The organism is Nocardia jejuensis NBRC 103114 (assembly GCF_001613145.1).
GTDB classification, from domain to species: Bacteria; Actinomycetota; Actinomycetes; order Mycobacteriales; family Mycobacteriaceae; genus Nocardia; species Nocardia jejuensis.
Genome location: NZ_BDBU01000028.1, coordinates 72034 through 98394, shown reverse-complemented (window position 1 = coordinate 98394; position 26361 = coordinate 72034). Strand labels below are relative to the sequence as shown.

Sequence of the window (26361 nt, the reverse complement as noted above, 5' to 3'; positions counted from 1 at the left end):
CGCGGGCCGCATACAGAACAGCACCCCCGCCCATCGGGCGGGGGTGCTGTCACCGGAACTCTCGCGGACTACGCGTTTCCGTTGAAAAGCCCTGTGACGGAACCGTTCTCGAAGACCTCGCGGATGGTCATCGCCAGCAGCGGGGCAATGGACAGCACCGTCAGGGTCGGGAACTTCTTGGACTCCTCGATCGGCAGCGTATTGGTGACCACGACCTCTTTCGCGCCGCAGTTCGCGAGGCGCTCGGCGGCCGGATCGCTGAGGATGCCGTGGGTGGCGGCGATGACCACATCGCCCGCGCCGGCCTCCTTGAGCACGCGCACGGCCCCGGCGATGGTGCCGCCGGTGTCGATCATGTCGTCGATCAGGATGCAGGTGCGGCCGTCGACGTCACCGACCACGCGGTTGGCGGTGGTCTGGTTGGGCACCAACGGATCACGGGTCTTGTGAATGAACGCCAGCGGTGCGTCCGCGAGCGAGTTGGCCCACTTCTCGGCCACCTTCACGCGGCCCGCGTCGGGCGACACGACCGTGATGTTGGACAGGTCGTAGTTGTTGCGGATGTGCTCGGCCAGCTGCACCTGGGCGTGCATGTGATCGACCGGGCCGTCGAAGAAGCCCTGGATCTGATCGGTGTGCAGGTCGATGGTGATGATGCGGTCCGCGCCCGCGGTCTTGAGCAGGTCCGCGATCAGGCGAGCGGAGATCGGCTCGCGGCCGCGGTGCTTCTTGTCCTGGCGGGCGTACGGGTAGAACGGCAGCACCGAGGTGATGCGCTTGGCCGACCCGCGCTTGAGCGCGTCGATCATGATGAGGTGCTCCATGACCCACTGGTTCAGCGGCGCCGGGAAGCTCTGCAGCACGAAGGCGTCGGAGCCGCGGACCGATTCCTCGAACCGGACGAAGGTCTCGCCGTTCGCGAAGTCGCGCGCGGTCTGGGGGGTGACATGGACGTTGAGTTCCTTGGCCACCGCCTCGGCGAGCTCTGGATGAGCGCGTCCCGAGAACAGCATCAGATTCTTGTGGTTATCGGTCGAGAACGCGGTCACGGACGTTCGCCATCCTTTTGCTCGTCGGGTTCCTCGTGTGCCGCGATGGCCGATTCGGCCGCGCGGGCGGCAGCGGTACCGGGTCGTCTGCTCTGCACCCAGCCCTCGATATTGCGTTGCGCTCCACCCGACACCGCGAGGGCGCCCGGTGGAACGTTCCTGCGCAGTACAGTACCTGCACCCGAATACGCGCCGTCACCCACGGTGACCGGTGCGATGAACATGTTGTCGCTGCCCGTGCGCACGTGCGAGCCGACTGTCGTGTGGTGCTTCCTGACGCCGTCGTAGTTCACGAAAACGCTCGCCGCACCGATGTTGCTGTACTCGCCGATCGTGGCGTCGCCGACGTAGCTCAGATGCGGGACCTTGGAGTGCGCGCCGATGTTGGCGTTCTTGGTCTCGACGAAGGTGCCGATCTTGCCCGCCTCGCCGAGGATGGTGCCCGGCCGCAGATAGGCGAAGGGTCCGACGTTCGCGCCGGGCCCGATGGCCGCCTTCTCGCCGTGGGTGCGCACCACCTTGGCGCCGTCGCCGACGTTCACGTCGGTGAGCGTGCAGTCGGGGCCGATCTCGGCGTCCTCGCCGATCACGGTGTCGCCCAACAGTTGTACGCCCGGCCGGATGATCGCGTCGCGCCCGATGATGACGCCGCCGTCGATCCACGTGGTGGCCGGATCGACGATGGTGACCCCGGCGCGCTGGTGCCGCTCCACGATGTAGCGGTTCAGCGTGCGCGCCGCACCGGCCAGCTGCACCCGGTCGTTCACGCCGGTGACCTTGGCCGAATCGAGCAGTCGCGCACCGTGAACCGGATGCCCGGCTTCGCGGGCCAGCTTCAGCACATCGGTGAGGTAGAGCTCGTGCCGGGCGTTGGCGGTATCGATGCGCGAGAGCATGGTGCGCAGGACGGCCGCGTCGAAAACGTAGACACCCGAGTTGACCTCGTTGATCGCGGCCTGCGCCGGGGTGGCGTCGGCGTGCTCGACGATCTCGAGCACCTGGCCCTGCTCGTCGCGGACGATCCGGCCGTAGCCGTTCGGGTCCTCCGGGACGAACGTCAGCACGGTGGCCGCCGAGCCGGAGTAACTGCGGTGTTCGTCGAGCAGGGCGTGCAGCGTGTGCCCGTCCAGCAGCGGCACATCCGCGTAGGTGACGAGCAGGTTCCCGGCGAAGTTCTCCGGGAGGGCGGTGAGCGCGCACTGCACGGCGTGCCCGGTGCCCAGTTGTTCCTCTTGAACGGCCAGGACTATCTCGCGGCCGAGCTCTGCGGCCTCTTTGCCGACGGCGGTTCCGACCTGTTCACGGTCGTGCCCCACCACGGTGATGAGGTATGCGGGTTCGATCTCGTTCGCCGCATGCAGCGCGTGCGCGAGCATGCTGCGGCCGGCCAGTGGGTGCAACACCTTGGGGGTCTTGGACCGCATTCGGGTTCCGGCTCCAGCGGCGAGAACGACGACCGCGGTCTGCTGTGGCATGGATCTCCCTCGGCTGCCGGTCATCATGCTTGCTGAGTTCTGGTTGCGCTGGGCCACAGGGGGGTGGGCAGCGATGTGCGGGAGCAACGATAGTGACCCCGCTCGCAAGCTCCGCCGCCAGGACTCGAACCTGAACTAACTGAACCAAAATCAGTGGTGCTGCCATTACACCACGGCGGATTGCAGCGTTCTGCGGGTCGATCCTCGCATATGAACACCCCTCGAGGCTAATCCGCCTCCCCGTGACTCGAGCCGGTCATCGAGTGTCTCCGCCCCCGGTCACCGGGTCGTGGGCGCGTGACGCGGCCGGGGTTCGCGGGTGCCCGGCGAATTGCCCGAATCGTGCTAAATCAGTTGTTACATCGCCGAACTAGAGAGTGCTTGGTACCCGAAGCGCCCGATGCGGGGATGTCTGGAACAGTTATAGGTCGATCGGTCGGAATGCAGGGAGGCGGGAGCGATGGCTTCAGGTGAAGTGAGCAAGCCATCGCGTCCACGGATGACCGGCACCCAGCGCCGGCAGCAATTGATCGAGATCGGGCGGGCGCTGTTCGCCGAGCGCGGCTACGACGCCACCTCCGTGGAGGAGATCGCGCAGCGGGCCCAGGTCTCGAAACCTGTGGTGTACGAACATTTCGGCGGCAAAGAGGGTTTGTATGCCGTTGTCGTGGATCGAGAGATGTCGGCACTGCTGGAGATGATCACCGCGTCGCTGCATCAGAATCGGTCGCGGGTGCGGCTGGAGCAGGTGGCGCTGGCGTTGCTCACCTATATGGAAGAGCGCACCGACGGGTTCCGGATCCTGATGCGCGATCAACCCGCCTCGGCCGCGGAGGGCACCTACTCCAGTCTGTTGAACGAGGCGGTGAATCAGGTGTCGCACATCCTCGCCGAGGATTTCTATCGCCGTGATTTCGACACCAGTCTCGCGACGCTCTACGCGCAGGCGCTGGTGGGCATGGTCGCGACGGCCGCCACCTGGTGGCTGGACGAGCGGCAGCCGAGCAAGGAAGTGGTGGCGGCGCATCTGGTGAACCTGTGTTGGAACGGCCTGACGCACTTGGAAGCGGAGCCCAAGCTGGCGTCGGAATGGCCGAGTGTCAAAGGCGTACAGAACCCTTCGGTCTGATACGGGGGGTGTACGGGGGCAGAACTGGACAGTTAACCAGCGAATTGCGAAGGAGTATCGATCGAATGCTCGAATCGACTGGCACAGCGCAGCCGGGTGGTACGGTTCACCCATCCTTAGAGTGCTGTTCGAACTGTGATGTCGGTCTACTTCGGGATATCGGTCTACTTCAGGATGGCTGGTTTGATGACAGGCGGATCTGATGGCTAGGCAAGCGCGTGCGGAGATCACTCGCGACTCCGTGCTAGCGGGCGCGGCCGATGTCTTTCTGCGGCTGGGCTATGCGAACGCGAGCCTGTCGGAGATCATCGCACAGTCCAATGTGACCAAGGGCGCCTTGTACTTTCACTTCGGCTCGAAGGAAGAGCTGGCGCGCGCCGTGGTCGATCAGGGCAACGAGCGATTGATCAGTGCCTGCCAGGGTTTCTTCGATCCCCGGGTGCCCGCGCTGGAGGCGTGCATCGGGATCACCTATGTGGTCGCGGATCTGACGATGAACGATCCGATGGTGGGAGCGATGCTCAAGCTCACCCATCAGATCGGCGACTACCGTGGCGCCGCGGGTGAGAACATCGCCAAGACCTGGGGCGAGACGCACCGGTTGCTGGCCGAACGTGCCATCGCCCAAGGGGATCTGCAGCACGATCTGGATCCGGAGACCATCGGCCTGCTGTTGCAGGAGGTGACCACCGGCGTCCACATGGTCGCTGTCAGTACCGAGTCCATCGATCAGATGGCGACTCGCATGGAACGCGCGTGGTACTTCCTGCTGCCCTCGATCGTGCCGGAGGAGAAGGTCGCGTACTTCCGTGAGTTCGCCGCGCGCCGGCTCCGCCGCTATGTGCAGTGAGGCCGCTGTGTGCAGTGAGGCCGCTGTGTGCAGTGAGGCCGCTGTGTGCAGTGAGTCGGTACGTGCAGTGAGTCGGTATGTGCGGTGAGTCGCTGCGTGCGGTGAGTGGACCGCACGCGGTGAGCTAGAGATCGGGGTTCTCCCGCTTCAGTTTTCGCCAGCCGCCCGCGCGGTTGTTGGCGACGATCTGCCGGAACATGGCCAGAAGTGCTGAGGCGTCGAGCTTTTCGTCCCGTTTCACCGCGATCATGCGCGCGGTCTTGTTCTCGTGTCCGCCGGTGATGATGCCGGCCGGATCCGGGACGATGGCGCCGTCGTAGAGAAAGATGTCCACCGCGTCCCTGGTGGCGAGCAGAGCGCAGATATTGCCGTCGAGCACGAAGTAGGGCTGCACGCGCCGCTTGACGGTCTCGCTCACCCCGGGATCCGCCTCGTGCACGATCTCGCGCACCTGCCGGCAGATCACCTGCTGCCACTCGGGCAGGGCGTCGATGTAGTCGTCCACTCGCGGATCCACGACATAGGACATATCGGTATCAAAGCACGCAGATCCGGGTCTGTCCGACAGGGTGACTAGACTCGGTTGGCCGTCTGAAACGCTGATCCGCGCCCAGGAGTCCGCATATGCCCACCCATCGTCCACCTTTAGCGGGATTGGCCGCAGTGGCTGGTACCGACTCCGCGTTGCAGCAGGTCACCAAGCTGATCGGGCGGGGCTCGGCCATGCTGGTGGCGCCCTCGGCGGCCCGTCCCTTCGTGGCCGTGACCATTGCCGCACAGCGGCCGCTGGTGGTGGTGACGGCCACCGGACGCGAGGCCGACGACCTGACCGCCGAGCTGACGGAGATCCTGGGTGACACCGTCGCGCTGTTCCCGTCCTGGGAGACGCTGCCGCACGAGCGGCTCTCGCCGGGCGCGGACACGGTCGGCAAGCGCCTGCAGGTGCTGCGGCGGCTTGCCCACCCCGACGATCCGATCTACCACGAGCCGCTGCGCGTGGTGGTCACCACGGTGCGCTCGCTCATGCAGCCGATGGCGAGCGGACTCGGCGACGTCGAGCCCATCCTGCTGCGGGTCGGGGCGGAGCACGACTTCGACGAATTGCTCGCACGACTGGTCGAGTTCGCCTACGAGCGGGTCGACATGGTCGGCAAGCGCGGTGAGTTCGCGGTGCGCGGCGGCATTCTGGACCTGTTCCCGCCGACGGCGGATCATCCGGTGCGCGTGGAGTTCTGGGGTGACGAGGTCTCCGAACTGCGTGCCTTCTCGGTCGCCGATCAGCGCTCGCTGCACGACACGCCCATCGATCTGGTGGTCGCACAGCCGTGCCGGGAACTGCTGCTGACCCCCGCCCTGCGCGAGCGGGCCGCGGAGGTGGCGGCCGAGAATCCCGCCGACGCCGCCCTGGTGGAGATGCTGGAGAAGCTGTCGCAGGGCATCCCGGTCGAGGGTATGGAGGCCCTGCTGCCGGTGCTGCAGCCGGGTGAGCTGCGGTTGCTCACCGAGGCGCTGCCGCCGGAAACCCATGTGCTGCTGTGCGATCCGGAGAAGGTCCGCACCCGCGCCGCCGATCTGGTGCGCACCGGGCAGGAGTTCCTCGAAGCGTCGTGGACGGCGGCGTCGTTCGGTGGCGCGGCGCCGCTCGGCGCGCACGGCCTGGATCTGGCGGCCTCCTCGTATCGAGGCCTGGACGTGGTGCACGCGGACGCCGACAAGCGCGGCCTGCCGTGGTGGACGCTGAGCCCGCTGATCGCCGATCATCCGGACGAGATCGTGCTGCCGGTGCTGGCCGCGCCCTCGGCGCGCGGCTCGGAGGAACTGGTCGCCACCCTGTTCGCCTCCTTGCGCGCGCACGTCTCCACCGGTGGCCGCGCGGTCATCGTGGTCGCGGGACACGGTACGGCGCAACGCTTCCTGGAGCGTCTCGGTGAGGCCGAGGTGCCTGCGGCGACGCTGGAGCCGGGCGCGGAACCGGTGCGCGGACTGGTCGGCGTGCTGTGTGGATCGTTGCACGACGGCGTCGTTTTCGAGGACGCCAAGCTCGTCGTGATCTCGGAATCCGATCTCACCGGCAATCGCGTCACGGCCGCGGGCGACGGCAGGAAGCTGGCCGCGCGGCGGCGCAATCAAGTCGATCCGCTGGCGCTCAGCGCCGGTGACATGGTCGTGCACGATCAGCACGGCATCGGCCGGTTCGTGGAGATGATCGAGCGGACCATCGCCGGAGCCCGGCGCGAGTACCTGGTCATCGAGTACGCGCCGAGCAAGCGCGGGCAGCCGGGGGACCGGCTTTTCGTCCCGATGGATTCGCTCGATCAGCTCTCGCGGTACGTGGGCGGCGAGCTGCCCAGTCTGTCCAAGTTGGGCGGCTCGGACTGGCAGAACACGAAACGCAAGGCGCGCAAGGCCGTTCGCGAGATCGCGACCGAGCTGGTGCAGCTGTACGCGGTGCGCCAGGCGGCGCCCGGTCACGCGTTCGGTCCGGACACGCCGTGGCAGCAGGAGATGGAGGACGCGTTCGCGTTCACCGAGACCGTCGATCAGCTCACCGCCATCGCCGAGGTGAAGGCGGACATGGAGAAGACGGTCCCGATGGACCGCGTGGTCTGTGGCGACGTCGGCTACGGCAAGACCGAGATCGCGGTGCGCGCGGCGTTCAAGGCCGTGCAGGACGGCAAGCAGGTCGCGGTGCTGGTGCCGACAACGCTACTGGCGCAACAGCATCTGCAGACCTTCACCGAGCGCATGTCGGGCTTCCCGGTGAAGGTGAAGGGTCTCTCGCGCTTCACCGACGCGGCCGAATCTCGCGAGATCATCGAGGGAATGGCCGCCGGTGAGGTGGATATCGTCGTCGGCACGCACCGCCTGATCCAGACCGGCGTGCGCTGGAAGGATCTGGGCCTGGTCGTCATCGACGAGGAGCAGCGCTTCGGCGTCGAGCACAAGGAGCACATCAAGGCGCTGCGCACGCACGTGGACGTACTCACCATGTCCGCCACGCCGATTCCGCGCACCCTGGAGATGAGCCTGGCGGGCATTCGCGAGATGTCCACCATCCTCACGCCGCCGGAGGAGCGGCATCCGGTGCTCACCTATGTCGGCGCGTACAACGACAAGCAGGTCGCCGCCGCGCTGCGGCGCGAGCTGCTTCGCGACGGCCAGGTGTTCTACGTGCACAACCGGGTGTCCTCGATCGACAAGGCGGCGGCGCGGATTCGCGAGCTGGTGCCCGAGGCGAGGGTCGCCGTCGCCCACGGTCAGATGAACGAGGACAACCTCGAGAAGACGGTGCAGGGTTTCTGGGAGCGCGAGTTCGACGTGCTGGTGTGCACCACCATCATCGAGACCGGGCTGGACATCTCCAATGCCAATACGCTGATCGTGGAACGCGCTGACGCACTGGGTCTTTCGCAGCTGCACCAGCTGCGTGGCCGGGTCGGCCGCAGTCGTGAGCGCGGCTACGCCTACTTCCTGTACCCGCCGGAGAAGCCGCTCACCGAGACCGCCTACGACCGGCTCGCCACCATTTCGCAGAACTCGGACCTGGGTGCGGGCATGGCGGTCGCCATGAAGGACCTCGAGATTCGCGGTGCGGGCAATGTGCTCGGCGCGGAGCAGTCGGGTCACGTCGCGGGTGTCGGTTTCGACCTCTACGTGCGACTCGTCGGCGAGGCGGTGGAGGCGTACCGGGCCGCCGCGGACGGCCGCCCGATCGCGGTGGACGAGGAGCAGAGGGAGGTGCGCATCGACCTTCCGGTGGACGCGCACATTCCGCCCGACTACATCGCCTCGGATCGTCTGCGCCTGGAGGGCTACCGCAAACTGGCTGCCGCGCAAGACGATTCGGCGCTCGCCGCCGTCGTCGAGGAGCTGGTTGACCGCTACGGCCCGCTGCCGGTGGAGGTGGGCAGGCTGGTCTCGGTGGCCAAGCTGCGCCTGCTGGCACGGCACTACAGGCTGACCGAAATCGGCGTCACCGGAACCTCTCTCAAGGTCATGCCGCTGGAACTGCCCGATTCCAAACAGCTTCGGCTCAAGCGCCTCTACCCGAACGCCACCTACCGTCCCACCACCGGCATCGTGCAACTCCCGCTCCCGCGGGTGGAGGACAGCGTCGGCGCGGCGCGCGTCCGCGACGTGCAGGTCCTGCAGTTCGTCGCGGATCTGCTGCTCGCCCTCGACGGAAAAGCGCCCGGCGCGGTGGACGTCACGGTCGAGACCGAGGTGTCCGCCGCCCGATGACTCGGTCACACGCGTCCGGCAACGGCCGGGATTTCGGGCCCGGACGTGACTCCGTGCCCGGACGAGAGCTCGCCGAGGGTTCGAGTGCGCCCGCGCGGTCCGCCGGAACACGTGCTGCCTCAGGCGAACTCGATGCGATCAGTTCGACCGCGGGTGAGCCGTCCGTGCCCGCCACCGCTGTGCCCACCGACCCCGGGACGACTGCCGCTGTGCCCACCGCTGCTGGGACGACCGACGCCGTACACGCCGCCGGGGCGACCGCCGACGTGGCCCGGATGACCGAGGCGCTCGGCGAGGCCGTCGACGTCATGGATCGCCTGTGGAATTTCGGCGGGTGGGAGGTCACCCAGACGCACGATTCGCTGCGCCCGTATCTGCTCGAGGAGACCTACGAACTGCTCGACGCGGTGCAGGCGCAGGACGCCGAGACGATCAAGGAGGAGCTCGGCGATCTGCTGCTGCAGGTGCTGTTCCACTCCCGGATCGCCGAGGCCGCAGGCGAATTCACGGTCGCGGACGTGGCGGCCGCACTGGTGGCCAAGCTGGTGAATCGCAGTCCGCACCTGACCGAGGCGGATTTCGGGGCCGACGCCGCCGTCGAGGACAAGATCGCCGCGCAGGAACGCGCCTGGGAGGAACGCAAATCCGCCGAGAAGGCCCGGCGCTCGTGTCTGGACGGCATCGCGATGGCCCAGCCCGCGCTGGCTCTGGCGGAGAAGGTGCGCTCGCGCAGCGCGAAAGCGGGCCTGCCCGACTCACTGGTCCCCGACGGGCTCCGGGCGGTCCGTCTCGGCGGCCCCGACAGCGCCGAGGAGCTCCTGCGCAAGCGGACGCTCCTTTTCGCCGCGGCCATCCGCGAGGCCGAGGACGCCGCCGAGCGTGCCCGCGGCACTCGCTCGCCGTTGTCCGCGGCCGACTGGATCGAATTCTGGCCCCGATAGTTCTGGCCCCGATAGGTCGCGCAGACAGGTCGCGCATTCCCCGTCGCGAGTGGCCGGATTTCGGTCGCGAGAGATTTCGCCGGATTGCGGCAGTGTTGCAGTCGGCTCGAGTGAGCTAGCGTTTCCGGTGTGCATGATGCGGGGCGCGATTCGATCACCGAGTACTACCCATCCAGGTCGGGCGCATTCGGCGGTCTAGTCTTCTTTGTGATCATGGCGGCCCTGCCCGGGTTGCTGGTCTTCGATGCCGCCGAGAGCACGCCGCTGCGCCTGCTGGGCGGATTCTCGATGGCGGTGTTCGCCTTCGGCGTGCTGGCCATGCTGCACGAGTTGATCCGTCCCGCACCCTCGCTGATCATCACCGATCAGGGCTTCACCTATCAGGGGTATCCGCACGTCGCGTGGCACGAGGTCGATCGGATTCGGGTGCGGGTGGGGCGGCTGCTCGGCGGTGGCCGTGAGGAGCGGTTCGCCGAGGTGCTCATGCGCGATCCGGAGGATTACCGCTCGCGGGTGCTCGCGCTGGGTGACGCGCGCGCCAAGCGGGCCGTGGATCAACCGCTGTACCTGACCGCCGACCGGCTACCCGTCGCGGTGGACGTGGTGATGGAGGCGATGTCCGCGCATCACGCGGATCTGATCGTGGCCACGGGGGAGCAGGAGCCGGATTCGCTGTCCGCGGTGCCGCGTTCGCCGGACCGGGACATGGTGGAGAGCGCCCTGATCAGCGCGCTCACCGATGAGCTGCCCGCGAACTGGCAGCTGGCAGTGCTGTGGTTCTCGCTGGTCGGCGAGGACGGGCACGCGGGCATCCAGCTGCAGCTGGGTGACGAGTCGGTCGATGACGCCAAGCCCTCGGAGGAGGTGCTGGCGCTGGTGAACAAGCTCAAAGAGGTCTGCTACGACCAGATGACCGGAACCTGGCTCAGCGGGCAGGTGGCGATCAAATCCGATGAGGATCGCGCGCAGTTCAAGCTGTCGTTCCAGGACGTTCCGGAATGGTTGCCGGTGCCCGACGCCGACGAATGCCGCCGCGAGCTGGCCGCGTACCCGCGCGCCGGTGACGAGATCCCGGAGTGGTTGCGGCAGCGTATCTCCTGATCTCGACGGCGAGCGTTGCGTCCGCTGTGGCGGCTATGCTTCGAGCTGTTTCGGGTTCAGAGGAGGACCAATGCGGGGGCGTCATATCGCCGTGGGCTTGTCGCTGCTGATGTTGGCGGCGGGTTGCGGCGGGGTCACGAGTGGTACGGCCGTGCCGGATCCGGTGGTGGCCAAGATGCCGCGACTGACCCCCGACAAGATCCCCGACGTCATGCTGACGGTCGACGAGATGAACAAGCTCGTCGCGGCGAAGACGTTGGCGCAGAAGTTCGAGAACACCGTTCCCACCGTCCCGAACTTCACCTACAGCAAGCCCGAGTGTGCGCCCATGTTCTACACCGGCGACTCGGAGACCTACGGCGACAAGTGGAACGGCTACCGCCTGCGCTCCCTGCAGGAGCCCGGCGACGATTATCAGCACGCCATCTACCAGACCGTCACCACCTTCAAGAATTTCCTGCAGGCCGAGGCGATGGTCACCCAGTACACCGACACCCTGGCCAAATGCCGCGACAAGGACGTCACCAGCACCTCCCAGGACGGCAAGGCCACCAAGTCCACCCTGCGCGTCAACCAGGTCCCGCACACCACCGACGCCTCCGCGACGTCCGTCGACTGGACCCTCACCCCCAAGGACTCCAGCACCTGGGTGTGCTCGTTCACCATGCGGACCCAGGGCAACGTCCTCATCGAAATCTCCAGCTGCGCCTACGCCGATTCGCGCACCTCCGCGGTGATAGCCGACCGCATCGCTACCAAGATCCGCCAGATCTGACCGCTCAACCGGCTCGAACCCGCGGCCCGGCAACGGTTTACGGCCTGGGAACTGTTCGCTGCCCCGGGAACGAAAGAGCGCCGCTCGGCCGGAGCTGGTCCGGGGCCGAGCGGCGCTTTCGCACGTGGCGGTCAGGCGGTGCCTGTCAGACGTTGACGCCGTAGTCGCGGGCGATGCCGCCGAGGCCGGAGGCGTAGCCCTGGCCGATGGCGCGGAACTTCCATTCGTTGCCGTGGCGGTAGAGCTCGCCGAAGACCATGGCGGTCTCGGTGGAGGCGTCCTCGGTGAGGTCGAAGCGGGCCAGTTCGGAGCCGTTCGAGGCGTCCACCACGCGGATGTACGCGTTGCGGACCTGGCCGAAGGACTGTTGGCGGTTGTCCGCGTCGTGGATCGACACCGGGAAGAAGACGTTGGTGATCGTCGGGGGCGTGGCCGCCAGGTCGACGTTGATCACCTCGTCGTCACCGTCGCCGGCACCGGTGAGGTTGTCACCGGTGTGCTCGACGGTGCCCTCCGGGGAGCGCAGGTTGTTGTAGAACACGAAGTGCGCGTCGGACAGCACTCGCTGGTTCGGCCCGCAGACCAGAGCACTCGCGTCCAGGTCGTAGTCCGCACCGGTGGTGGTGCGCACGTCCCAACCGAGGCAGACCGCGACCTTGGTCAAGTTCGGGGCCTGTTTGGACAGCGAAACATTTCCGCCCTTGGCCAAGCTGACTGACATGATCTCCTTCCCCGCGGTGCCATTCGCACCGCATCCCCTGCCGATTATGGTGGAAATGAAGACCCGCTGTGCGCATTCATTTCGCCGCTACCAGCACGGAACGCCTGAAATGTCCGATTTCAAGCGGGGGGAGATGCTCAGTTGCGTTCCGTGGCCATGGCTTTCAGGGTCGTGACCCGCTTTTCGAGGTAGCGCAACTCCGTGGGATCGATCACTGTCCGCTGGATGCCGGTCAGTACCGCGAACGCCGACTGCCGGTGATCGTCGATCACCGTGACGTCGATGGCGACCGCGACGTAGTCCTCGGCTCCCGGCATCGGATCGGCGATGACGTGTGCTGCGCCACGCGCGCACAGCGCCACATTGCCACCGCTGAGAATCAGCAGCGCGACCTCCGGCCGATCCCGTAGCCGAGCGAGTGAGCCGCGATCGGACTTCAGGCTGAGCAGGATTCGCCGATCCCCGGCGCGCACCGGCCACGAGACCGGAATGGCGTGTGGCGCCGGATCCGCGGTCACCAGCACACCGATGGTGTCCAGTGGCCACTCGGGTAGGGCGTCCAACTCTGGGTGATCGGGCGTATGCTCCGTTAAGGGCTCCTGACGTTCCCGCGATTGCGCTACCATCTGCGTCACCTCATGATCCGGTACCAACACAGCGGGCTGGACTGTGTTGCCATGAAGTGTATGCCGTTGTGGCGGTGACGCGCTGGCCTCCGACGGCCTCGCCAGGATCCGGAGTCCTGTCCCGAATGTCGGTTACAGCTGTGAAAACACCTGTGGACCTGCGCGGGAATGGATTGACGAGAAGCCTCGGCGGTTGCATCATTCGTTACAGTCCCTCATCTATTCGGGGCCAAGCGAGTAGCCGGCCGATGACCGTCCGGTGAAGATCGTCCGCCTCCTGGCGTCGACGAACGCGAACAGTTTTCGCATCGAACGCGGCTCAGCGCCGCCGGAACGAGTGAGGTGAGTGCGAATGAATTTCCGGCCGTACCGACGACCGCCGACTACGGCCACAGTGGACCAGTTCTCACGAACTCTCTGCTGCGCACCGTTCTTCTGAATGCGCTCACCGTGTTTCGCGCGCCCTGCCGGAGTCATTCCGGGTTGGGCGCGCCGTGCATGGGGTGCGGACATGTGGGCGAAGAGTGCGACGAGGACGGAGACGGTGATGGTGGAGATGGGCCCGGGGCAGCAGCCGACGGTGAGCACGAACGAGACGGTGGAGATCGTCAGCGGCTCGGTGGCCGCGAATCTGGTGGTGTCCGCGGCGGTGATCGACGACCTGCGCTATCTGCGCGCGGAGTTGACCCAGTTGGAGGTGCCGTACCTGCTGGTGCGCGATTCGGCGCATCGCCTGGTGCTGGCGGTGGACAATACCTACCGCGCCGCGGTGCGGCGGGTGCTGGGCGCGGCCATGGTGTCGGGTTTCTCGTGCAACGAGAAGCAGCACAATGTGTTCCGGCTCGGCCGGGACCTCGATTCCGCGCATCACGTCGACATCGAACTGTGGGAGTACCACGGCGACACCGTCGAGTGCCCGCGCCCGAACGCGCTGACCCGCAATGTATTCGACCTCGCCGACGTCGATCCGAGCACGGTGCTGCTCTACGACGCGAGCTGGTCCACGCTGGCCGGCATGTTCACCCCGCACTCCACCGATGTCGGCTTCGACATCGACATCGTGTTCTCCTGGGTGGACGGCACCGATCCCGAATTCCGTGCTCGCCGTGCGGGAATGATGGCGCAGGTGGTGGTCGGCGAGGGTGACGAGGCCGATGCCCGCATCCGCCAGATCGACGAGCTGCGCTATGCCCTGCGCTCGGTGCACAAGAACGCGCCCTGGATCCGCCGCATCTTCATCGCCACCGATTCCAAGGTGCCGGACTGGCTCGCCGAGGATCCGCAGGTGACGGTCGTGCGCGCGATCGATCATTTCCCCGACGCCAGCGGGCTGCCGGTGTTCAATTCCCATGCGGTGGAATGCCAGCTGCAGCACATCGAGGGTTTGTCCGAGCACTTCCTGTACTCCAACGACGACATGTTCTTCGCGCGCCCGGTGCGCCCGTCCATGTTCTTCACCCCGGCCGGTATCAGCCGCTACATCGAGGCGGGCACCCGAATCGGGCCGGGCGTCAACGACGAACGCCGCAGCGGTTTCGAGAACGCCGCGCGGGTGAACCGGCAATTGCTGACCCAGCGGTTCGGGCACATCATCACCCGGCATCTCGAGCACACCCCGGTTCCGCTGCGGCGCAGCGTGCTTCGGGAAATGGAGGCGGCCTTCCCGGAGGACTTCGCCCGCACCCGAGCGAGCCGTTTCCGCGCCGCCACCGATATCTCGGTGACCAATTCGCTGTACCACTACTACGCCTTGCTCACCGGCCGCGCGGTGCCGCAGGAGTCCGCCAAGGTCCGCTACGTGGACACCACCATGTACACCGGCCTGGCTCTGCTCGAGGGCGTGGCCAGACGGCGCAATGTCGATTTCTTCTGCCTCAACGACGGCAGTTTCCCGGAGGTCCCGGAGATCGAACGGGTGCGCGCGGTCTCGGAGTTCCTGGAGACCTACTTCCCCGAGCCCGGTCCCTGGGAACAGCCGGACAGCATCGCGGGCTCCATCGCGGCCTTCGAATCCGGCGCGGCCTGAACCGGATTCGGCCTGAACCGAATTCGGTGAATCGACCCCGAGCGGCCGCGAGCCCGTAGACCCCGAGCGGCGGCGTGGATTCGCCGCCGTTCGGCCGATTCAGAGCGACCCGTCCCCGTCCGCCTCCGCCGCGGTAGGCGTCCGCCGCCGCAGCACATGCGGAATCCCGGCCGCGGGCGGAATGACGATCCCCGCCTCGGCCAGCCGTTCGGCCGCCTGCTCGGGCGTCGCGGGTTCGCCGACCGCGGCCCCCGACCCGATCGGCACCACCGAATGCGTGATGGTGTCCGGGAACACGTGCACGTAGTTGAACGCCTGTGCCCCGTCCCGCCCGCGCTGGCCGCCCTCGCGCACCGCCATGTCCTGGCTGTAGCAGGTGGCCGAGGCGACCGACACCGGAATCCCGGCGAAGGTGGCGCTCGTCGAGAAGTGCAGGTGCCCAGCCAGAATGGCGCGCACGTCGGTGCCGTCCAGCACGTCGGCGAGACGCCGCTGATCGCGCAGCTCCACCGTCACCGCCAGATCCTGCACGCACGGCACCGGCGGATGATGCATGGCCAGAATGGTGCCGAAGGGTGCGGGTTCGGCGAGAACCGCGCGCAGCCAATCCAATTGGTCGTCGGTGATCTCGCCCCAGTGATGGCCGGGCACGGTGGTGTCCAGGACGATGATCCGCAGCCCGTCGAAGGTGTGCACACGGTCGAACGGTGCGGCCGAACCGGTTTCGCCGAGCAGCGTTTCGCGCAGCACCGCGCGATCGTCGTGATTGCCCGCCACCCAGACCAGCGGTGCGCCGATGCGGGCCGCCCATGGCTCCACCATGTCACGCAGCTTGCGGTACGCGCCGGGCTCACCCTGATCGGTGAGGTCGCCGGTGAACACGATGGCGGTCGGGCTGATGCGGCTGGCCTCGGCCTGCCCCAGCAGCATGTTCAGCCGGGCGGCCGCGTCGACCGCGCCGTACAGGTCGGCATCGTCGGCGATGAGGTGAGTGTCGCTGAAGTGGAACAGCACGTGATCTGCTCGTGGGTGCTCGGCGACTCGTGAGATGTGCACGGACATCCTCCCCGGCATTGGTGGTTCGCCCTATTTTGCCGATTTCGTGGCAAGGATAGCGAAGCCCGTTTCTACCAGCGTGCCCAGCTCCAATGACGACATGCTTTCGGGAAGGTGAGATTTACGTGTCGGCTCAGTGGCCGAGGCTACCGGCCAGCACGCGGGGATGTTGCTGCTCACGCGTGTGCAACAGGGTGAAGTAGCGGCGCAGCATCAGAACAGCGGTGGTGGCCAGTCCGGCGGTGAGCCCCCACCACACGCCCGGGGCCCCCAGACCGAGCGGGAACGCGAGCAACAGCGCAGTGGGCAACCCCACACCCCAGTACCCCACGAGCGAGAGCCGGAACCCGGCCTTGGTGTCCTTGAGTCCCCGCAGCAGCCCCACTCCGATGTTCTGGGCCGAGTCGAACAGTTGCAGCACGATCGCGATCAGCAGCAGTCCGTGCGCCAGTTCGACCGTCGCGGTGTCGCTGTCGGCCAGGAATGGTCGGAGTACCCAATCCGGCGCTGCCACATACGCGATGCCCGTCACCGCGACGATCACCGCGGAGTACCGCAGCGCCAGCCACGCCACCGATCGCGCATGGGTGAACTCGTCCCGCGCCACGGCCTTGCTGACCAGGATCGACGCCCCGTGCGAGAGCCCGATCGCGACCTGGAAAACGATGTACACGATCTGATAGACGACATTGTGCGCGGCCAGCGCCGCCGCCCCGAGACTGCCCATGACCAGCGCCAGAACCGAGAACATGCCGGCCTCGGAGCCGTAGGTGAGCGCGATCGGCGTCCCCAGCCGCAGTTCGTCCCGCACCGTCGACATCCGGACCGGCCACATCCGAAGCGGCAGTGTCGCACCGAGTTTCGAGTCCCGGCGCACCATCACCCAGAACACCCCGAAGGTGATCAGGAAGACCAGCGAGGTGGCCACGCCGATGCCGGTGAGTCCCAGTTCCGGCAGCCCGGCCCAGCCGTGCATGAATCCCAGTGCGAGAACGACGTTCAGCGCCACCGACCCGAGCGTCACCAGCAGCAGCGCCTGCGGCCGCTGCATACCCACGGTGTACTGCCGCAGTACCTGGAACCACAGGCACGGCACCAGCCCCGGGGCCAGCGCCACCATCATGGGCCGAGCCTCGGCCAGTACCGCCGCGTCCTGGCCCAGCCACTGCAGTGACCAGCCCAGTCCGATCAGCACTGCGCCACCGAGCAATCCGGCCATGGTCGCGATCACGAAACTGGATCGCACCACCTCCCGGACCTCGGCCTCGATCAGCCTGGTGTTCCGGTCCCGGCGGCTCACCACGGTCGCCACCTGATTACCGGTTCCGGTGATCAGCCCGACGCACATGGTCCGAATCTGGTTGAACAGCACCAGCGCCAGCCCGCCGGCCGCGACCTGCCGCACCCCGAGCGTGCCCATCAGCGCGATATTCGTGGTCGACACCGCGACCTGCGCGAGCTGTGTCATGGCGATGGGCATGGCGAGTGAGGTCAGCTGCCGCCCGTCCGATTGCCGTGGGGCGAAGCTCGACTGCCGAGGGCCGAAGGTCATTTGCCCGCAGCTCCGATCGAATCCGGAACGGCCGACGGCACCAGGATGGCGTGCGTGTTCGCGGCCCGCCGCGCGGCATCACGCGTCGCCGCGTCGTGCGTCGGCGCGTACCGGTCCAGGAGCTCGGCGACGGTGGTCTCGGCGCGGGCGTCGAGCAGATCCCGGTCGCTCATCCAGTCGTCGTCGAAGACGGTGTCGAGGTACTTCTCCCCGCCGTCGCACACGATCGTGACGACCACCGATCCCGGCGGGAACTCGGTCAGCCGTTCCAGCGCCGCGACGACCGACCCACCGGCCGATCCGCCGATCAGCAGGCCCCGTTTGGCGGCGAGCACCCGGGCGGCAGCGAAGGCGTCGATGTCGGAGACCTTGAGCCCCTCCTCGAGCAGTTCCAGATCCTCCGCGACGATCTTGCCCGGATCCGCGCCCTCGGGCGTTCCGGTGCCCGACTGCCAGTACGGTCCCGCCGGTCCGCCGAAGGCGATCGAGCCCACCGGTTCCACGCCGAACAGCAGCGGCTCGTGCCCGAGTTCGCGCAGTCTGCGGGCGGTGCCGAACATCGAGCCACCGGTGCCGACGGCGGAGATCAACACATCCACCCGGCCCAGATCGGTGAGCAGTTCGTCCGCCAGCGGGTGATAGCCCACCGCGTTCGCGTCGTTGTTGTGCTGTTCGGTGAAGTAGGTGTTGGGTTCGAGCCCCGCACGCCGGGCGGCGTCGCACTCCTCGCGCGCCAACCGCTCGGCGAGGTCTTCCCGGGCGGATGTCGCCAGCCCGTCGTCACCGTCGTCGGCGACGAATACGAGTTCTGCTCCCATGGCCTTCATTGCGCGCAATTTGTCCCGGCATGCGTGGTTGTCGACCACCGCTGTGAAGCGATACCCGCGTTCGGCCGCGACTACCGCCAAACCCAGCCCGGTATTCCCGGACGTCGATTCGACGATGTGCCCGCCCGGCCGCAGCAGTCCGCGTGCTTCGGCGTCGTCCACCATGGCCCGCGCCATTCGAATTTTCGCCGCGCCGGTGGGATTCATGTTCTCCAGCTTGAGAAAAAGCCTGGTGCCGGTGTCCGTGGCGGCGAGTTCGAGTAGCGGCGTCTGGCCGATGAGATCGGTTACCCGCGTCGTGACGACCGGCATGATGTCTCCTCCCGAGCTGGCGGTACGTGAACGTAAGAGGGAATGAAAGGTATCGGGACCGCTGGAGCAAACCTACCGCTCACAGCGCGGCCGAATCGAGTGCCCAGGTGAATCCGACGCCGTCGGGGGCATCGTGCAACACCACTTTCGGCGGGATCGGTAGATCGTGGAAGCGCGATTCGTTGCTGTCCATCTGATAGCCCGCGGTATTGGGATAAATCAGCAGATCCCCGTATTCGGCGGCCCGGGGCAGCGGAATTCGACGACGGCTGAGCATATCGCTCTCCAGGCAGGTGGCTCCGCCGACACACGTCGGCGTGCGCGTTCCCGCGCGTTCGGGCCACAGCACCGGATCGGGCAGATATTCACTGTCGAACCATTGTTCCGAGAGGCTCAGACTCGTCCCGTTCGCGGTCAGCACGAGATACGGATATCCGTGGTGGGTAAGAGTTTTCACTCCCTGGACCGTGAAGACGGTATTACCGGCTCCGGCCAGCAGCGCCCGTCCCGGTTCGATGGCCACCCGCAGCTCCGCTGCCCTCACTCGCTCGGCCAGACCGCGATGGCCGAGGATGCGGTCCAGCATCGCCGCACCCGGGTCGGCGAAGTGATACGGATAGAAGGCCTCGTTCGCCTCGCGCGGGAATTCGTACCGCCGCAGGCTGTTTCCGTGGAACCAGTCCGGGGTGACGTTCGCCGCGAAACGCGCCCAGTCCTGCGCGCTCACATAGTCGACGCCGAAACCCCCGCCGAGAGAGATGGTGGTGGCCGGATGTCCGCTCCGTTGCGCCTCGGCGCAGTTCCCGATCAGCTGCGAGGCCAGGTCCGCACGCGGTGCGTAGTCGTATCCGGAAAGATGGAAGCTGAAGCCCTCCAGCCGAATTCGATCCCGGGGTATGCGGTCGAGTGCCGTGGCGAGATCCGCGGGGTTCAGTCCGAAGCGGCTGCCCGAACGCTCCGGCAGCACCCGCAGCAGAATGCGCGCCGCGATATCGAGTTCGATCACGCGCGCCAGTTCGTCCAGGGCGTCGACGGCGATGAGCGCGCCCCGGCTCGCGGCCAGCAGCAGCAGATCCTCCGACTTGGCCGGCCCGGTCACCACGATGTCGTCGCCGCGGATTCCGCCGGTGAGCGCGGCGGTGAACTCCCCGATGCTCGCGACGTCCACACCCGCTCCGGAGTCCGCGCACGCGCGTACCGCGCACGCGGCCTTGTTCGCTTTCTTGCCGTAGTAGATCGTGCCGTCCACGCCGTGGCTGTCGAACACCTGCCGGAATGCGCCGATATTCGCGGCGATCCGGGCGGGATACAGCACGTGGAACGGCCCGCCGACCGTGTCGGCGATGTGTGCGAGCATTTCCCGGTCGGCGAAGAGACGGTTCTCCCATTCGGCGCGATGCGCGGTCATGGGCGCCGCGGTGATATCGGCGATCGAGGCGGGCGGGTTCGCGGCGGTGGCCGGTCGATTCGCGAGGGTGCCGTGCGGTCCGGGCCCTGCCGGGGCGTTCGCGGTGGCGGTCATTGTTGCGAGTGCGTCCATTTCGGTATTCAGCGGCTTCGGTATTCGGGGCGGCAGGGGTGTGAATCGCATCCTCGGCGCTCTGCGATGCTTCCTCGGCCCTCTGCGATCCGGCACGGATGCGGCGGTATCCGGCATGGAGTCTCGTGAGCAAATGCCGTGCGCACGCGGTCGGACCCGGTAATCGGGGCGAAGATGAGGGCAACCTTATCCAATGGTCCGAGCGCGCATCAGCGATGCCCGAAAGCGTCCGAATGTCCAGTTCCGGGCGTCGGAGTCATTCGCCGGAAATGGCGGAAATATCGCTGTCCCTGCGTATTTCGCGCGGGATTCGCCGCGTGGCTACTCCCAGAGTGGAACCTCCGTTCCCCGGCCCTCGGCGATGGCGCGAGTGGCCAGGGCATGCGCGACGGCGATATCGGTCAGTACGAGTCCGCTGTTGTAGACGAAAATCCGTTCGTCGTCCGAGGTTCGGCCGACGGCGCGGCGACTGAGAATCTGGGGCAATTCGGCGTCCACGGTGCGTAGTCGCCCGTCGGGACCGGCCATATCGGTTCCGGTCAGGGTCATCTGCTCCGCGCTGGTGGCGATCACGCGATCGGCGTCGGCGAGGGTGGAGGGGGACAGGCCGTAGCCCACCAGAACCACCGTCGCCCCGGGTAGTAGATCCTTCGATTCCACGGCCACCCGCGTGCCTGGTCCGGCGGTGGCCAGGATGATGTCCGCGCTGCGGGCGGCCTCGGCCGGATCGCTGACGATCTCCAGTTCCGCCTGCGGATCATGTTGCAGCAGTAGCCGGTTCACCGACTCCAGGCCCTCCGGGTGGGTGCCGTAGAGCATCAACCGGTTCAACTGCGGGTTCGCCGCCAGCAGATGTGGCAGTGCGTTGCGGCCCTGTTCACCGGTGCCGATCAGCAGCACGCTGCGCGAGCCCGGCCGGGCGGTCTCGCGCACCAGCAGCGCGGACACCGCCGGGGTGCGCAGTGCGCCGACGCGCGCGCAGTCCATCATGGCGATCGGCATGCCGGTGGCGTCGTCGTAGAGCGTGATGGTGGTGTAGTACCGCTTGGTCGAGCGATCGTGGTGCGGATCGAACTTGTACGAGGTCTTCATGGCCACCACCCGCCGGCGGCCGTCGCGGCCGAGCATGGCGTAGGCCACCGACCAGCCGTCCGGGTGGGCGACGCTGAGCTTGCGCGGATTATCCGAATCTCCGGACGCGAGAGCGAGATACGCGTCCTCGACGGCGCGCACCACCTCGGCCGGGCTGATCGGGACATCGGCTAGATCACTGCGGCTGAGCACCCGCAGCGGAGTGGGTCTGGACATCACGTACTACTACCTCGAGTTGTGCGAAAGGGCGCCACCACGCGCTGGCCGTACCCGTCCTCGCCGGACTCGGCGGCATCGCGGCGGCGCTGGGACAGCCGGATATTGACCCGCTTGAGCCAGCGATCGGTGCCGTCGTAGCGAGGGGTGAACGGCACCCGTCCGTGCACCACCACGTCATTGTCCACCAGCAGCAGTTCTCCCGGGGTCAAAGCCGCCGTGATGCAGACCCTTTCGAGCTCTTCCGCCAAATGCCGGTACGCCGAGCGGAATTCGAGATCCGCGTCGTCGAGCGGCGTGTACGCGGGGTCGAAGCGCAGTGTGAGTTCGCCGTCGCGGTCGGCGAGCGTGGTGATCGGGGGAGTGTGCGTGTCCGGGAAGCCTTCGCCGTAGGAGACATCGGGCAGGATCGGCAGTTGCGCCCGGCCGAGTCGTTCCCGTTGTGCCGCTGCGAGTTCCACGCGTCGCACCGAGGACACGGTGGTGCCGACCTCGTCCGGATTGCGCAGGCAGCCGAGCATCAGCAGGTTGGCGCGCTGCGGATGGAAGGCGTCCTCGGTATGAGGGCTCAGCAGGGTGGTGCTGCTCGCGCCGGACTGCTCGTGCTCGTGTCCCGGCGTGGGCACGATGTTGTTGACCAGACGGCCCCCCTGCTGTCCCTGCCAGCCGAAAGGCTCACCGGCACAACGCGCGAGCAGCAGCATCATGATGTCGAGCTCGAACGAGGCGGCGCACTGTCGCGGATCCCCGGCCCACATGGCGGCTTCGCGCCAATCGACGGGTGTGGGGCCGAGTTCGGCGTCGCTCAGCGGCAGCCGTCCGATGACCGTGACTCCCGCGGCGGTGGCGGGCGGGCGCATGGCCTCGTGCAGGTCGGCGGGCAGTTCGCGGTAGCGCGCGTCGATGTGGCATAACAGGGCCGGGTCGTTCAGGGTGGTCGCGGTCGCGGGATTCGGACCCACTGTGACGGCGATCTCACCGGCGAGTGTGCGTACCGCCGCGGCGGCGTGTTCCGGCAGTTCGCGTCGTTCGAGTTCCGAGGGGTGAAGCGTTTTACGTTCGGAGAGAACGCTTTTCACCAAGGCGTTGCCTTCCTGGCATGTGAGGTGACACGGGTCTTCTCGGTCCGAAGGCGAAGTTAGTCTGCCCGAACAGTTTTGGCAAGCCTTACCTAAGGGCGCGGCGGAGAAATAGCTGCAAAGCATCAAAGGCTAGCCGGGAGGGTAACCGAACAGCCTCGATCCGAGCGATTCTCGGGCGAGTCGTTCGCGTTGCGGGCGTCGCGGGCGATCGACCTGGATGATGGATGGAGTGCGTTTCGATATGGCTGGCGCTCGTGCCACTCTCACCCGCGCCGGCCTGTTGGGCACGGCGCTCGCTCTCGTGCTGCTGACAGGTTGCGGCACAACAGAACTCACGCCGGTGCCGGATGGTATCCCGCCCGGAGCGGGTGCGCCACTGCCCCCGATCGATCTCGACTCGCCGGGCCGCAGTGCCGCTCAGCTCGACGCGTGGGCCGAGGAGAACGACAAACTCGGCATCCCGAAGACCTCCCTGGAGGCCTATGGCTACGCCGCCGCCGTCATGGCGCGTTCCCGTCCGGACTGCGGCATCGCCTGGACCACCCTGGCCGGCATCGCCAGCATCGAGAGCCGGCACGGGACCCACAAGGGCGCGAGCGTGGCCGCCGACGGAAAGGTGAGCCCGCCGATTCGCGGCATCGCACTCGACGGCTCGCCCGGCGTCATGCTCATCAAGGACACCGACGGCGGGGCGCTGGACGGCGACACGGTCTACGACCGCGCCATGGGACCGTTCCAGTTCATCCCCGAGACCTGGAAGCGCTACGGCGTCGACGCCAACGGCGACGGCGTCGCGGATCCGGACAATATCGACGACGCCGCCCTGACGGCCGCCCGCTATCTCTGCGCCAGCGGCGGCGACCTGACCGGCGCCCCCGGCTGGGAGAAGGCCCTGCTCACCTACAACCAGTCCAGCGTCTACATGGACACGGTCCGCTACCGGGCCTCGGCCTACAGCGTCGGCCGCCGGGTGTGAACGAGCCCGGCGCGCAACGTGACTCCCTTTCGCACCGCGTGTGACGCGTCACACGCGGTGCGAGGTGGAGAGGCACGCCGACAGGGGGATGTGGCACGGAGAGTCCCGCAGGTTAGGCTCGCAACAGCACGGGTCAGCCGTGCGACCTGCCGAGTCAGCAGCCGAAGGAGTGTCGTTTCGTGGCCATCATCGAACAGGTCGGAGCTCGCGAGATCCTGGATTCGCGTGGCAATCCCACTGTCGAGGTCGAGATCGCTCTCGACGACGGCACCCTCACTCGCGCGGCCGTGCCGTCCGGAGCTTCCACCGGTGAGCACGAGGCTGTCGAACTTCGCGACGGAGGCGATCGCTACCAGGGCAAGGGTGTGCGCAAGGCCGTAGAGGGCGTCCTCGACGAGATCGCGCCGGCCGTCATCGGCCTGGACGCCGTCGAGCAGCGCGCGGTCGACCAGACCCTGCTGGATCTGGACGGCACCCCGGACAAGTCCCGCCTCGGCGCGAACGCCCTGCTGGGCGTGTCGCTGGCCGTGGCGCGCGCCGCCGCCGAATCCTCGGGCCTGGAGCTGTTCCGCTACGTGGGCGGCCCGAACGCTCACGTGTTGCCCGTCCCGATGATGAACATCCTCAACGGTGGCGCGCACGCCGACACCGGCGTCGATGTCCAGGAATTCATGATCGCCCCGATCGGCGCGCCCACCTTCAAGGAGGCGCTGCGCTGGGGAACCGAGATCTACCACTCGCTCAAGTCGGTGCTCAAGGCGCAGGGCCTGTCCACCGGTCTGGGTGACGAGGGTGGCTTCGCACCGGACGTCGCGGGCACGCACGCCGCGCTGGACCTGATCTCGGTCGCCATCGAGAAGGCCGGCTACAAGCTGGGCACCGATGTCGCGCTGGCCCTGGACGTGGCCGCCACCGAGTTCTACACCGCCGGTTCGGGTTACAAGTTCGAGGGCAGTGTGCGCACCGCCGCCGAGATGAGCGCCTTCTACGCCGAGCTGCTCAACGCCTACCCGCTGGTCTCCATCGAGGACCCGCTGGACGAGGACGACTGGGACGGCTGGGTGTCGCTGACCGACGAGATCGGCGACAAGGTGCAGCTGGTCGGCGACGACCTGTTCGTCACCAACCCGGAGCGTCTGGAAGAGGGCATCGCCAAGGGCGCGGCCAACGCGCTGCTGGTGAAGGTCAACCAGATCGGCACCCTGACCGAGACCCTGGACGCGGTCGACCTGGCCCACCGCAACGGCTACAAGACGATGATGAGCCACCGGTCCGGCGAGACCGAGGACACCACCATCGCCGATCTGGCCGTGGCCGTCGGTTCGGGTCAGATCAAGACCGGCGCCCCGGCTCGCTCCGAGCGCGTCGCCAAGTACAACCAGCTGCTGCGCATCGAAGACGCGCTGGGCGACTCGGCGCGCTACGCGGGCGATGTGGCCTTCCCGCGCTTCGCGTTCGAGAGCTGAGCGGTTCGTACCCTCCCAGTAGTAAGCAAGTCCCACTCGATCGGCTGAGTTTCGAGGTGTGAGATGACGGAGCGACGGGCACGCGGTACCAGTCCGGCCGGACGAGGTGACCGACGCCCGTCGCGGTCCGTCAAACCGCGCACGAGTGGTAAACGCACGACCTCCGGCGCCGGGAGCGCGGCGAGTACCGCCCGCACCGGCGCGGGGGAGCGTGCGGCCCGGCGGCGCACCCCGTCCAGGGCCCGCGCCGGTGCGAAAGCCGAACGGCACGAACACAAGATCCTCGGCCTGTCCACCGGCCGGGCGGTGTTGCTGGCCGCCGTGCTGTGCGGTCTGGCCCTGACGCTGGCCGTTCCGCTGCGCACCTATTTCACCCAGCGCGCCGAGGCTTCCGAGCTGGCCGCGCAGCGGGTGCAGCTGGAGCAGGACGTCTCGCAATTGCGCGATCGTCGTGCGCAGCAACAGGATCCGTTCTATATCAAGACCGAGGCACGCGATCGGCTCCGGCTGGTGCTGCCCGGCGAAACCCCGTACATCGTGCAGGTGCCGGGCATCGAGCAGCCCGCCGTGCCCACCATGCCGGTCAAGACCCGGGCGCCCGATGCCTGGTACACCGAGCTGTGGCGCAGCATTTCGCTGGCGCAGCCGAAGCCGTCGACCGCACCGCCCGCCAATCCGGCGCCGGCTCCGCCGCCCGCCACCGAGGAAGGACAACCCAGGTGACCACCGCCCCCGAGAACCCGCCCACCGAGCAGGATCTCGAGATAGTCGGGAAACAACTGGGCCGGGAACCGCGCGGCGTGCTCGCGATCGCCTACCGCACCCCGGACGGCCTGCCCGCGGTGGTCAAGACCGCGCCGAAACTGCCCGACGGCACCCCCTTCCCGACCCTGTTCTATCTGACCGACCCCCGGCTCACGGCCGAGGCGAGCCGGTTGGAGACCACCGGCATGATGCGTGAGATGACCGAACGCCTCACCCACGACACCGAATTGGCGGCCGGGTATCGGGCGGCGTACGAGGGCTATCTGGCCGAGCGCAACGCCATCGAGGATCTGGGCACCGATTTCGCGGGCGGCGGCATGCCGGACCGGGTCAAGTGCCTGCACGTGCTGATCGCGCATGCGCTGGCCAAGGGGCCGGGTGTGAACCCCCTCGGTGACGAGGCGGTGGCGGCCGCGGCCGACAACGGGCTGCGCGGCACCGCGATTCCCGCGGACTGGCCGAAGAGCCGTCGCGATGAGGACTCGCAGTAATCACGCGGGACATCGGCCGAAGCCGGAGAACCAGGGCATGATCGGATCAGT

The 26361-nt window shown here is 67.3% G+C and carries 22 protein-coding genes and 1 tRNA gene; 11 read left to right on the top strand and 12 right to left on the bottom strand.

The window, feature by feature from the left end; genetic code table 11:
* Positions 1-68: 68 nt before the first annotated feature.
* The 3 genes from NJ1_RS23205 to NJ1_RS23195 form a co-directional block, all read right to left on the bottom strand.
* Positions 69-1049, bottom strand: a complete 981-nt coding sequence (locus NJ1_RS23205) for a ribose-phosphate diphosphokinase (protein WP_067697873.1) — start codon at positions 1047-1049, stop codon at positions 69-71.
* Positions 1046-2524 carry a bifunctional UDP-N-acetylglucosamine diphosphorylase/glucosamine-1-phosphate N-acetyltransferase GlmU gene (glmU, locus tag NJ1_RS23200; RefSeq protein ID WP_067697871.1) on the bottom strand — a complete coding sequence of 493 codons (1479 nt, stop codon included), beginning with the start codon at positions 2522-2524 and terminating at the stop codon, positions 1046-1048. Before glmU ends, NJ1_RS23205 begins: the two co-directional genes overlap by 4 nt.
* A 109-nt stretch (positions 2525-2633) precedes the next feature.
* A tRNA-Gln gene (locus NJ1_RS23195) sits at positions 2634-2704 on the bottom strand.
* A gap of 319 nt (positions 2705-3023) precedes the next feature.
* On the opposite strand from NJ1_RS23195, the gene NJ1_RS23190 reads away from it, so the two are divergent.
* On the top strand, positions 3024-3653 hold the full coding sequence (locus tag NJ1_RS23190; RefSeq protein WP_067697869.1) for a TetR/AcrR family transcriptional regulator: 630 nt from the start codon (positions 3024-3026) through the stop codon (positions 3651-3653).
* Positions 3654-3855: 202 nt separating this feature from the next.
* Positions 3856-4503 carry a TetR family transcriptional regulator gene (locus tag NJ1_RS23185; protein ID WP_067697867.1) on the top strand — a complete coding sequence of 216 codons (648 nt, stop codon included), beginning with the start codon at positions 3856-3858 and terminating at the stop codon, positions 4501-4503.
* Positions 4504-4627: 124 nt separating this feature from the next.
* On the opposite strand, the gene NJ1_RS23180 is transcribed toward NJ1_RS23185, so the two are convergent.
* On the bottom strand, positions 4628-5032 hold the full coding sequence (locus tag NJ1_RS23180; RefSeq protein WP_067697865.1) for a DUF1801 domain-containing protein: 405 nt from the start codon (positions 5030-5032) through the stop codon (positions 4628-4630).
* Positions 5033-5127: 95 nt separating this feature from the next.
* On the opposite strand from NJ1_RS23180, the gene mfd reads away from it, so the two are divergent.
* The 4 genes from mfd to NJ1_RS23160 all read left to right on the top strand — a co-directional run bounded on the left by mfd (position 5128) and on the right by NJ1_RS23160 (position 11562).
* Positions 5128-8745 carry a transcription-repair coupling factor gene (gene mfd, locus NJ1_RS23175; protein WP_067697863.1) on the top strand — a complete coding sequence of 1206 codons (3618 nt, stop codon included), beginning with the start codon at positions 5128-5130 and terminating at the stop codon, positions 8743-8745.
* Between the two features lie 275 nt (positions 8746-9020).
* Complete coding sequence (locus NJ1_RS23170) at positions 9021-9686, top strand: nucleoside triphosphate pyrophosphohydrolase (RefSeq protein ID WP_067698010.1); 666 nt, start codon at positions 9021-9023, stop codon at positions 9684-9686.
* A gap of 213 nt (positions 9687-9899) precedes the next feature.
* Complete coding sequence (locus NJ1_RS39775; protein ID WP_169813186.1) at positions 9900-10787, top strand: hypothetical protein; 888 nt, start codon at positions 9900-9902, stop codon at positions 10785-10787.
* A 70-nt stretch (positions 10788-10857) separates the two neighbouring features.
* Complete coding sequence (locus NJ1_RS23160) at positions 10858-11562, top strand: sensor domain-containing protein (protein ID WP_067697859.1); 705 nt, start codon at positions 10858-10860, stop codon at positions 11560-11562.
* A 145-nt stretch (positions 11563-11707) separates the two neighbouring features.
* On the opposite strand, the gene NJ1_RS23155 is transcribed toward NJ1_RS23160, so the two are convergent.
* Complete coding sequence (locus NJ1_RS23155; RefSeq protein WP_067697857.1) at positions 11708-12283, bottom strand: TerD family protein; 576 nt, start codon at positions 12281-12283, stop codon at positions 11708-11710.
* 137 nt (positions 12284-12420) lie between these two features.
* Positions 12421-12846 carry a hypothetical protein gene (locus NJ1_RS23150; protein ID WP_245717538.1) on the bottom strand — a complete coding sequence of 142 codons (426 nt, stop codon included), beginning with the start codon at positions 12844-12846 and terminating at the stop codon, positions 12421-12423.
* Positions 12847-13456: 610 nt separating this feature from the next.
* Here NJ1_RS23150 and NJ1_RS23145 point away from each other — a divergent pair.
* Complete coding sequence (locus tag NJ1_RS23145; RefSeq protein ID WP_067697853.1) at positions 13457-14935, top strand: stealth family protein; 1479 nt, start codon at positions 13457-13459, stop codon at positions 14933-14935.
* 99 nt (positions 14936-15034) lie between these two features.
* Here NJ1_RS23145 and NJ1_RS23140 read toward each other — a convergent pair whose 3' ends face one another.
* From NJ1_RS23140 to NJ1_RS23115, 6 genes are all read right to left on the bottom strand, one after another.
* Positions 15035-15991, bottom strand: coding sequence for a phosphodiesterase (locus NJ1_RS23140; protein ID WP_084478667.1), 957 nt, complete (start codon positions 15989-15991; stop codon positions 15035-15037).
* 133 nt (positions 15992-16124) lie between these two features.
* Complete coding sequence (locus NJ1_RS23135) at positions 16125-17543, bottom strand: MATE family efflux transporter (protein WP_067697849.1); 1419 nt, start codon at positions 17541-17543, stop codon at positions 16125-16127.
* The gene (locus NJ1_RS23130; protein ID WP_084478652.1) at positions 17540-18682 is read right to left on the bottom strand and encodes a PLP-dependent cysteine synthase family protein; all 1143 of its coding nucleotides are present in this window, start codon (positions 18680-18682) and stop codon (positions 17540-17542) included. The genes NJ1_RS23135 and NJ1_RS23130 overlap by 4 nt, the downstream gene beginning before the upstream one ends.
* A gap of 79 nt (positions 18683-18761) precedes the next feature.
* Positions 18762-20222, bottom strand: a complete 1461-nt coding sequence (locus NJ1_RS23125; RefSeq protein ID WP_245717537.1) for a type III PLP-dependent enzyme domain-containing protein — start codon at positions 20220-20222, stop codon at positions 18762-18764.
* A 321-nt stretch (positions 20223-20543) separates the two neighbouring features.
* Positions 20544-21530: an ornithine cyclodeaminase family protein gene (locus tag NJ1_RS23120; protein WP_174557110.1), complete on the bottom strand. Its 987-nt coding sequence runs from the start codon at positions 21528-21530 to the stop codon at positions 20544-20546.
* On the bottom strand, positions 21530-22609 hold the full coding sequence (locus NJ1_RS23115; protein ID WP_067698004.1) for a TauD/TfdA family dioxygenase: 1080 nt from the start codon (positions 22607-22609) through the stop codon (positions 21530-21532). Before NJ1_RS23115 ends, NJ1_RS23120 begins: the two co-directional genes overlap by 1 nt.
* 244 nt (positions 22610-22853) lie before the next feature.
* On the opposite strand from NJ1_RS23115, the gene NJ1_RS23110 reads away from it, so the two are divergent.
* The 4 genes from NJ1_RS23110 (at position 22854) to NJ1_RS23095 (ending at position 26310) form a co-directional block, all read left to right on the top strand.
* Positions 22854-23588: a lytic transglycosylase domain-containing protein gene (locus NJ1_RS23110; protein WP_245717536.1), complete on the top strand. Its 735-nt coding sequence runs from the start codon at positions 22854-22856 to the stop codon at positions 23586-23588.
* A gap of 179 nt (positions 23589-23767) precedes the next feature.
* A complete protein-coding gene (gene eno / locus NJ1_RS23105) occupies positions 23768-25054 on the top strand; it encodes a phosphopyruvate hydratase (protein WP_067697845.1) in 1287 nt (428 codons plus the stop codon).
* A gap of 63 nt (positions 25055-25117) precedes the next feature.
* Positions 25118-25777, top strand: coding sequence for an FtsB family cell division protein (locus NJ1_RS23100; RefSeq protein WP_067697843.1), 660 nt, complete (start codon positions 25118-25120; stop codon positions 25775-25777).
* On the top strand, positions 25774-26310 hold the full coding sequence (locus NJ1_RS23095; RefSeq protein WP_067697841.1) for a DUF501 domain-containing protein: 537 nt from the start codon (positions 25774-25776) through the stop codon (positions 26308-26310). The genes NJ1_RS23100 and NJ1_RS23095 overlap by 4 nt, the downstream gene beginning before the upstream one ends.
* Positions 26311-26361: the final 51 nt, after the last annotated feature.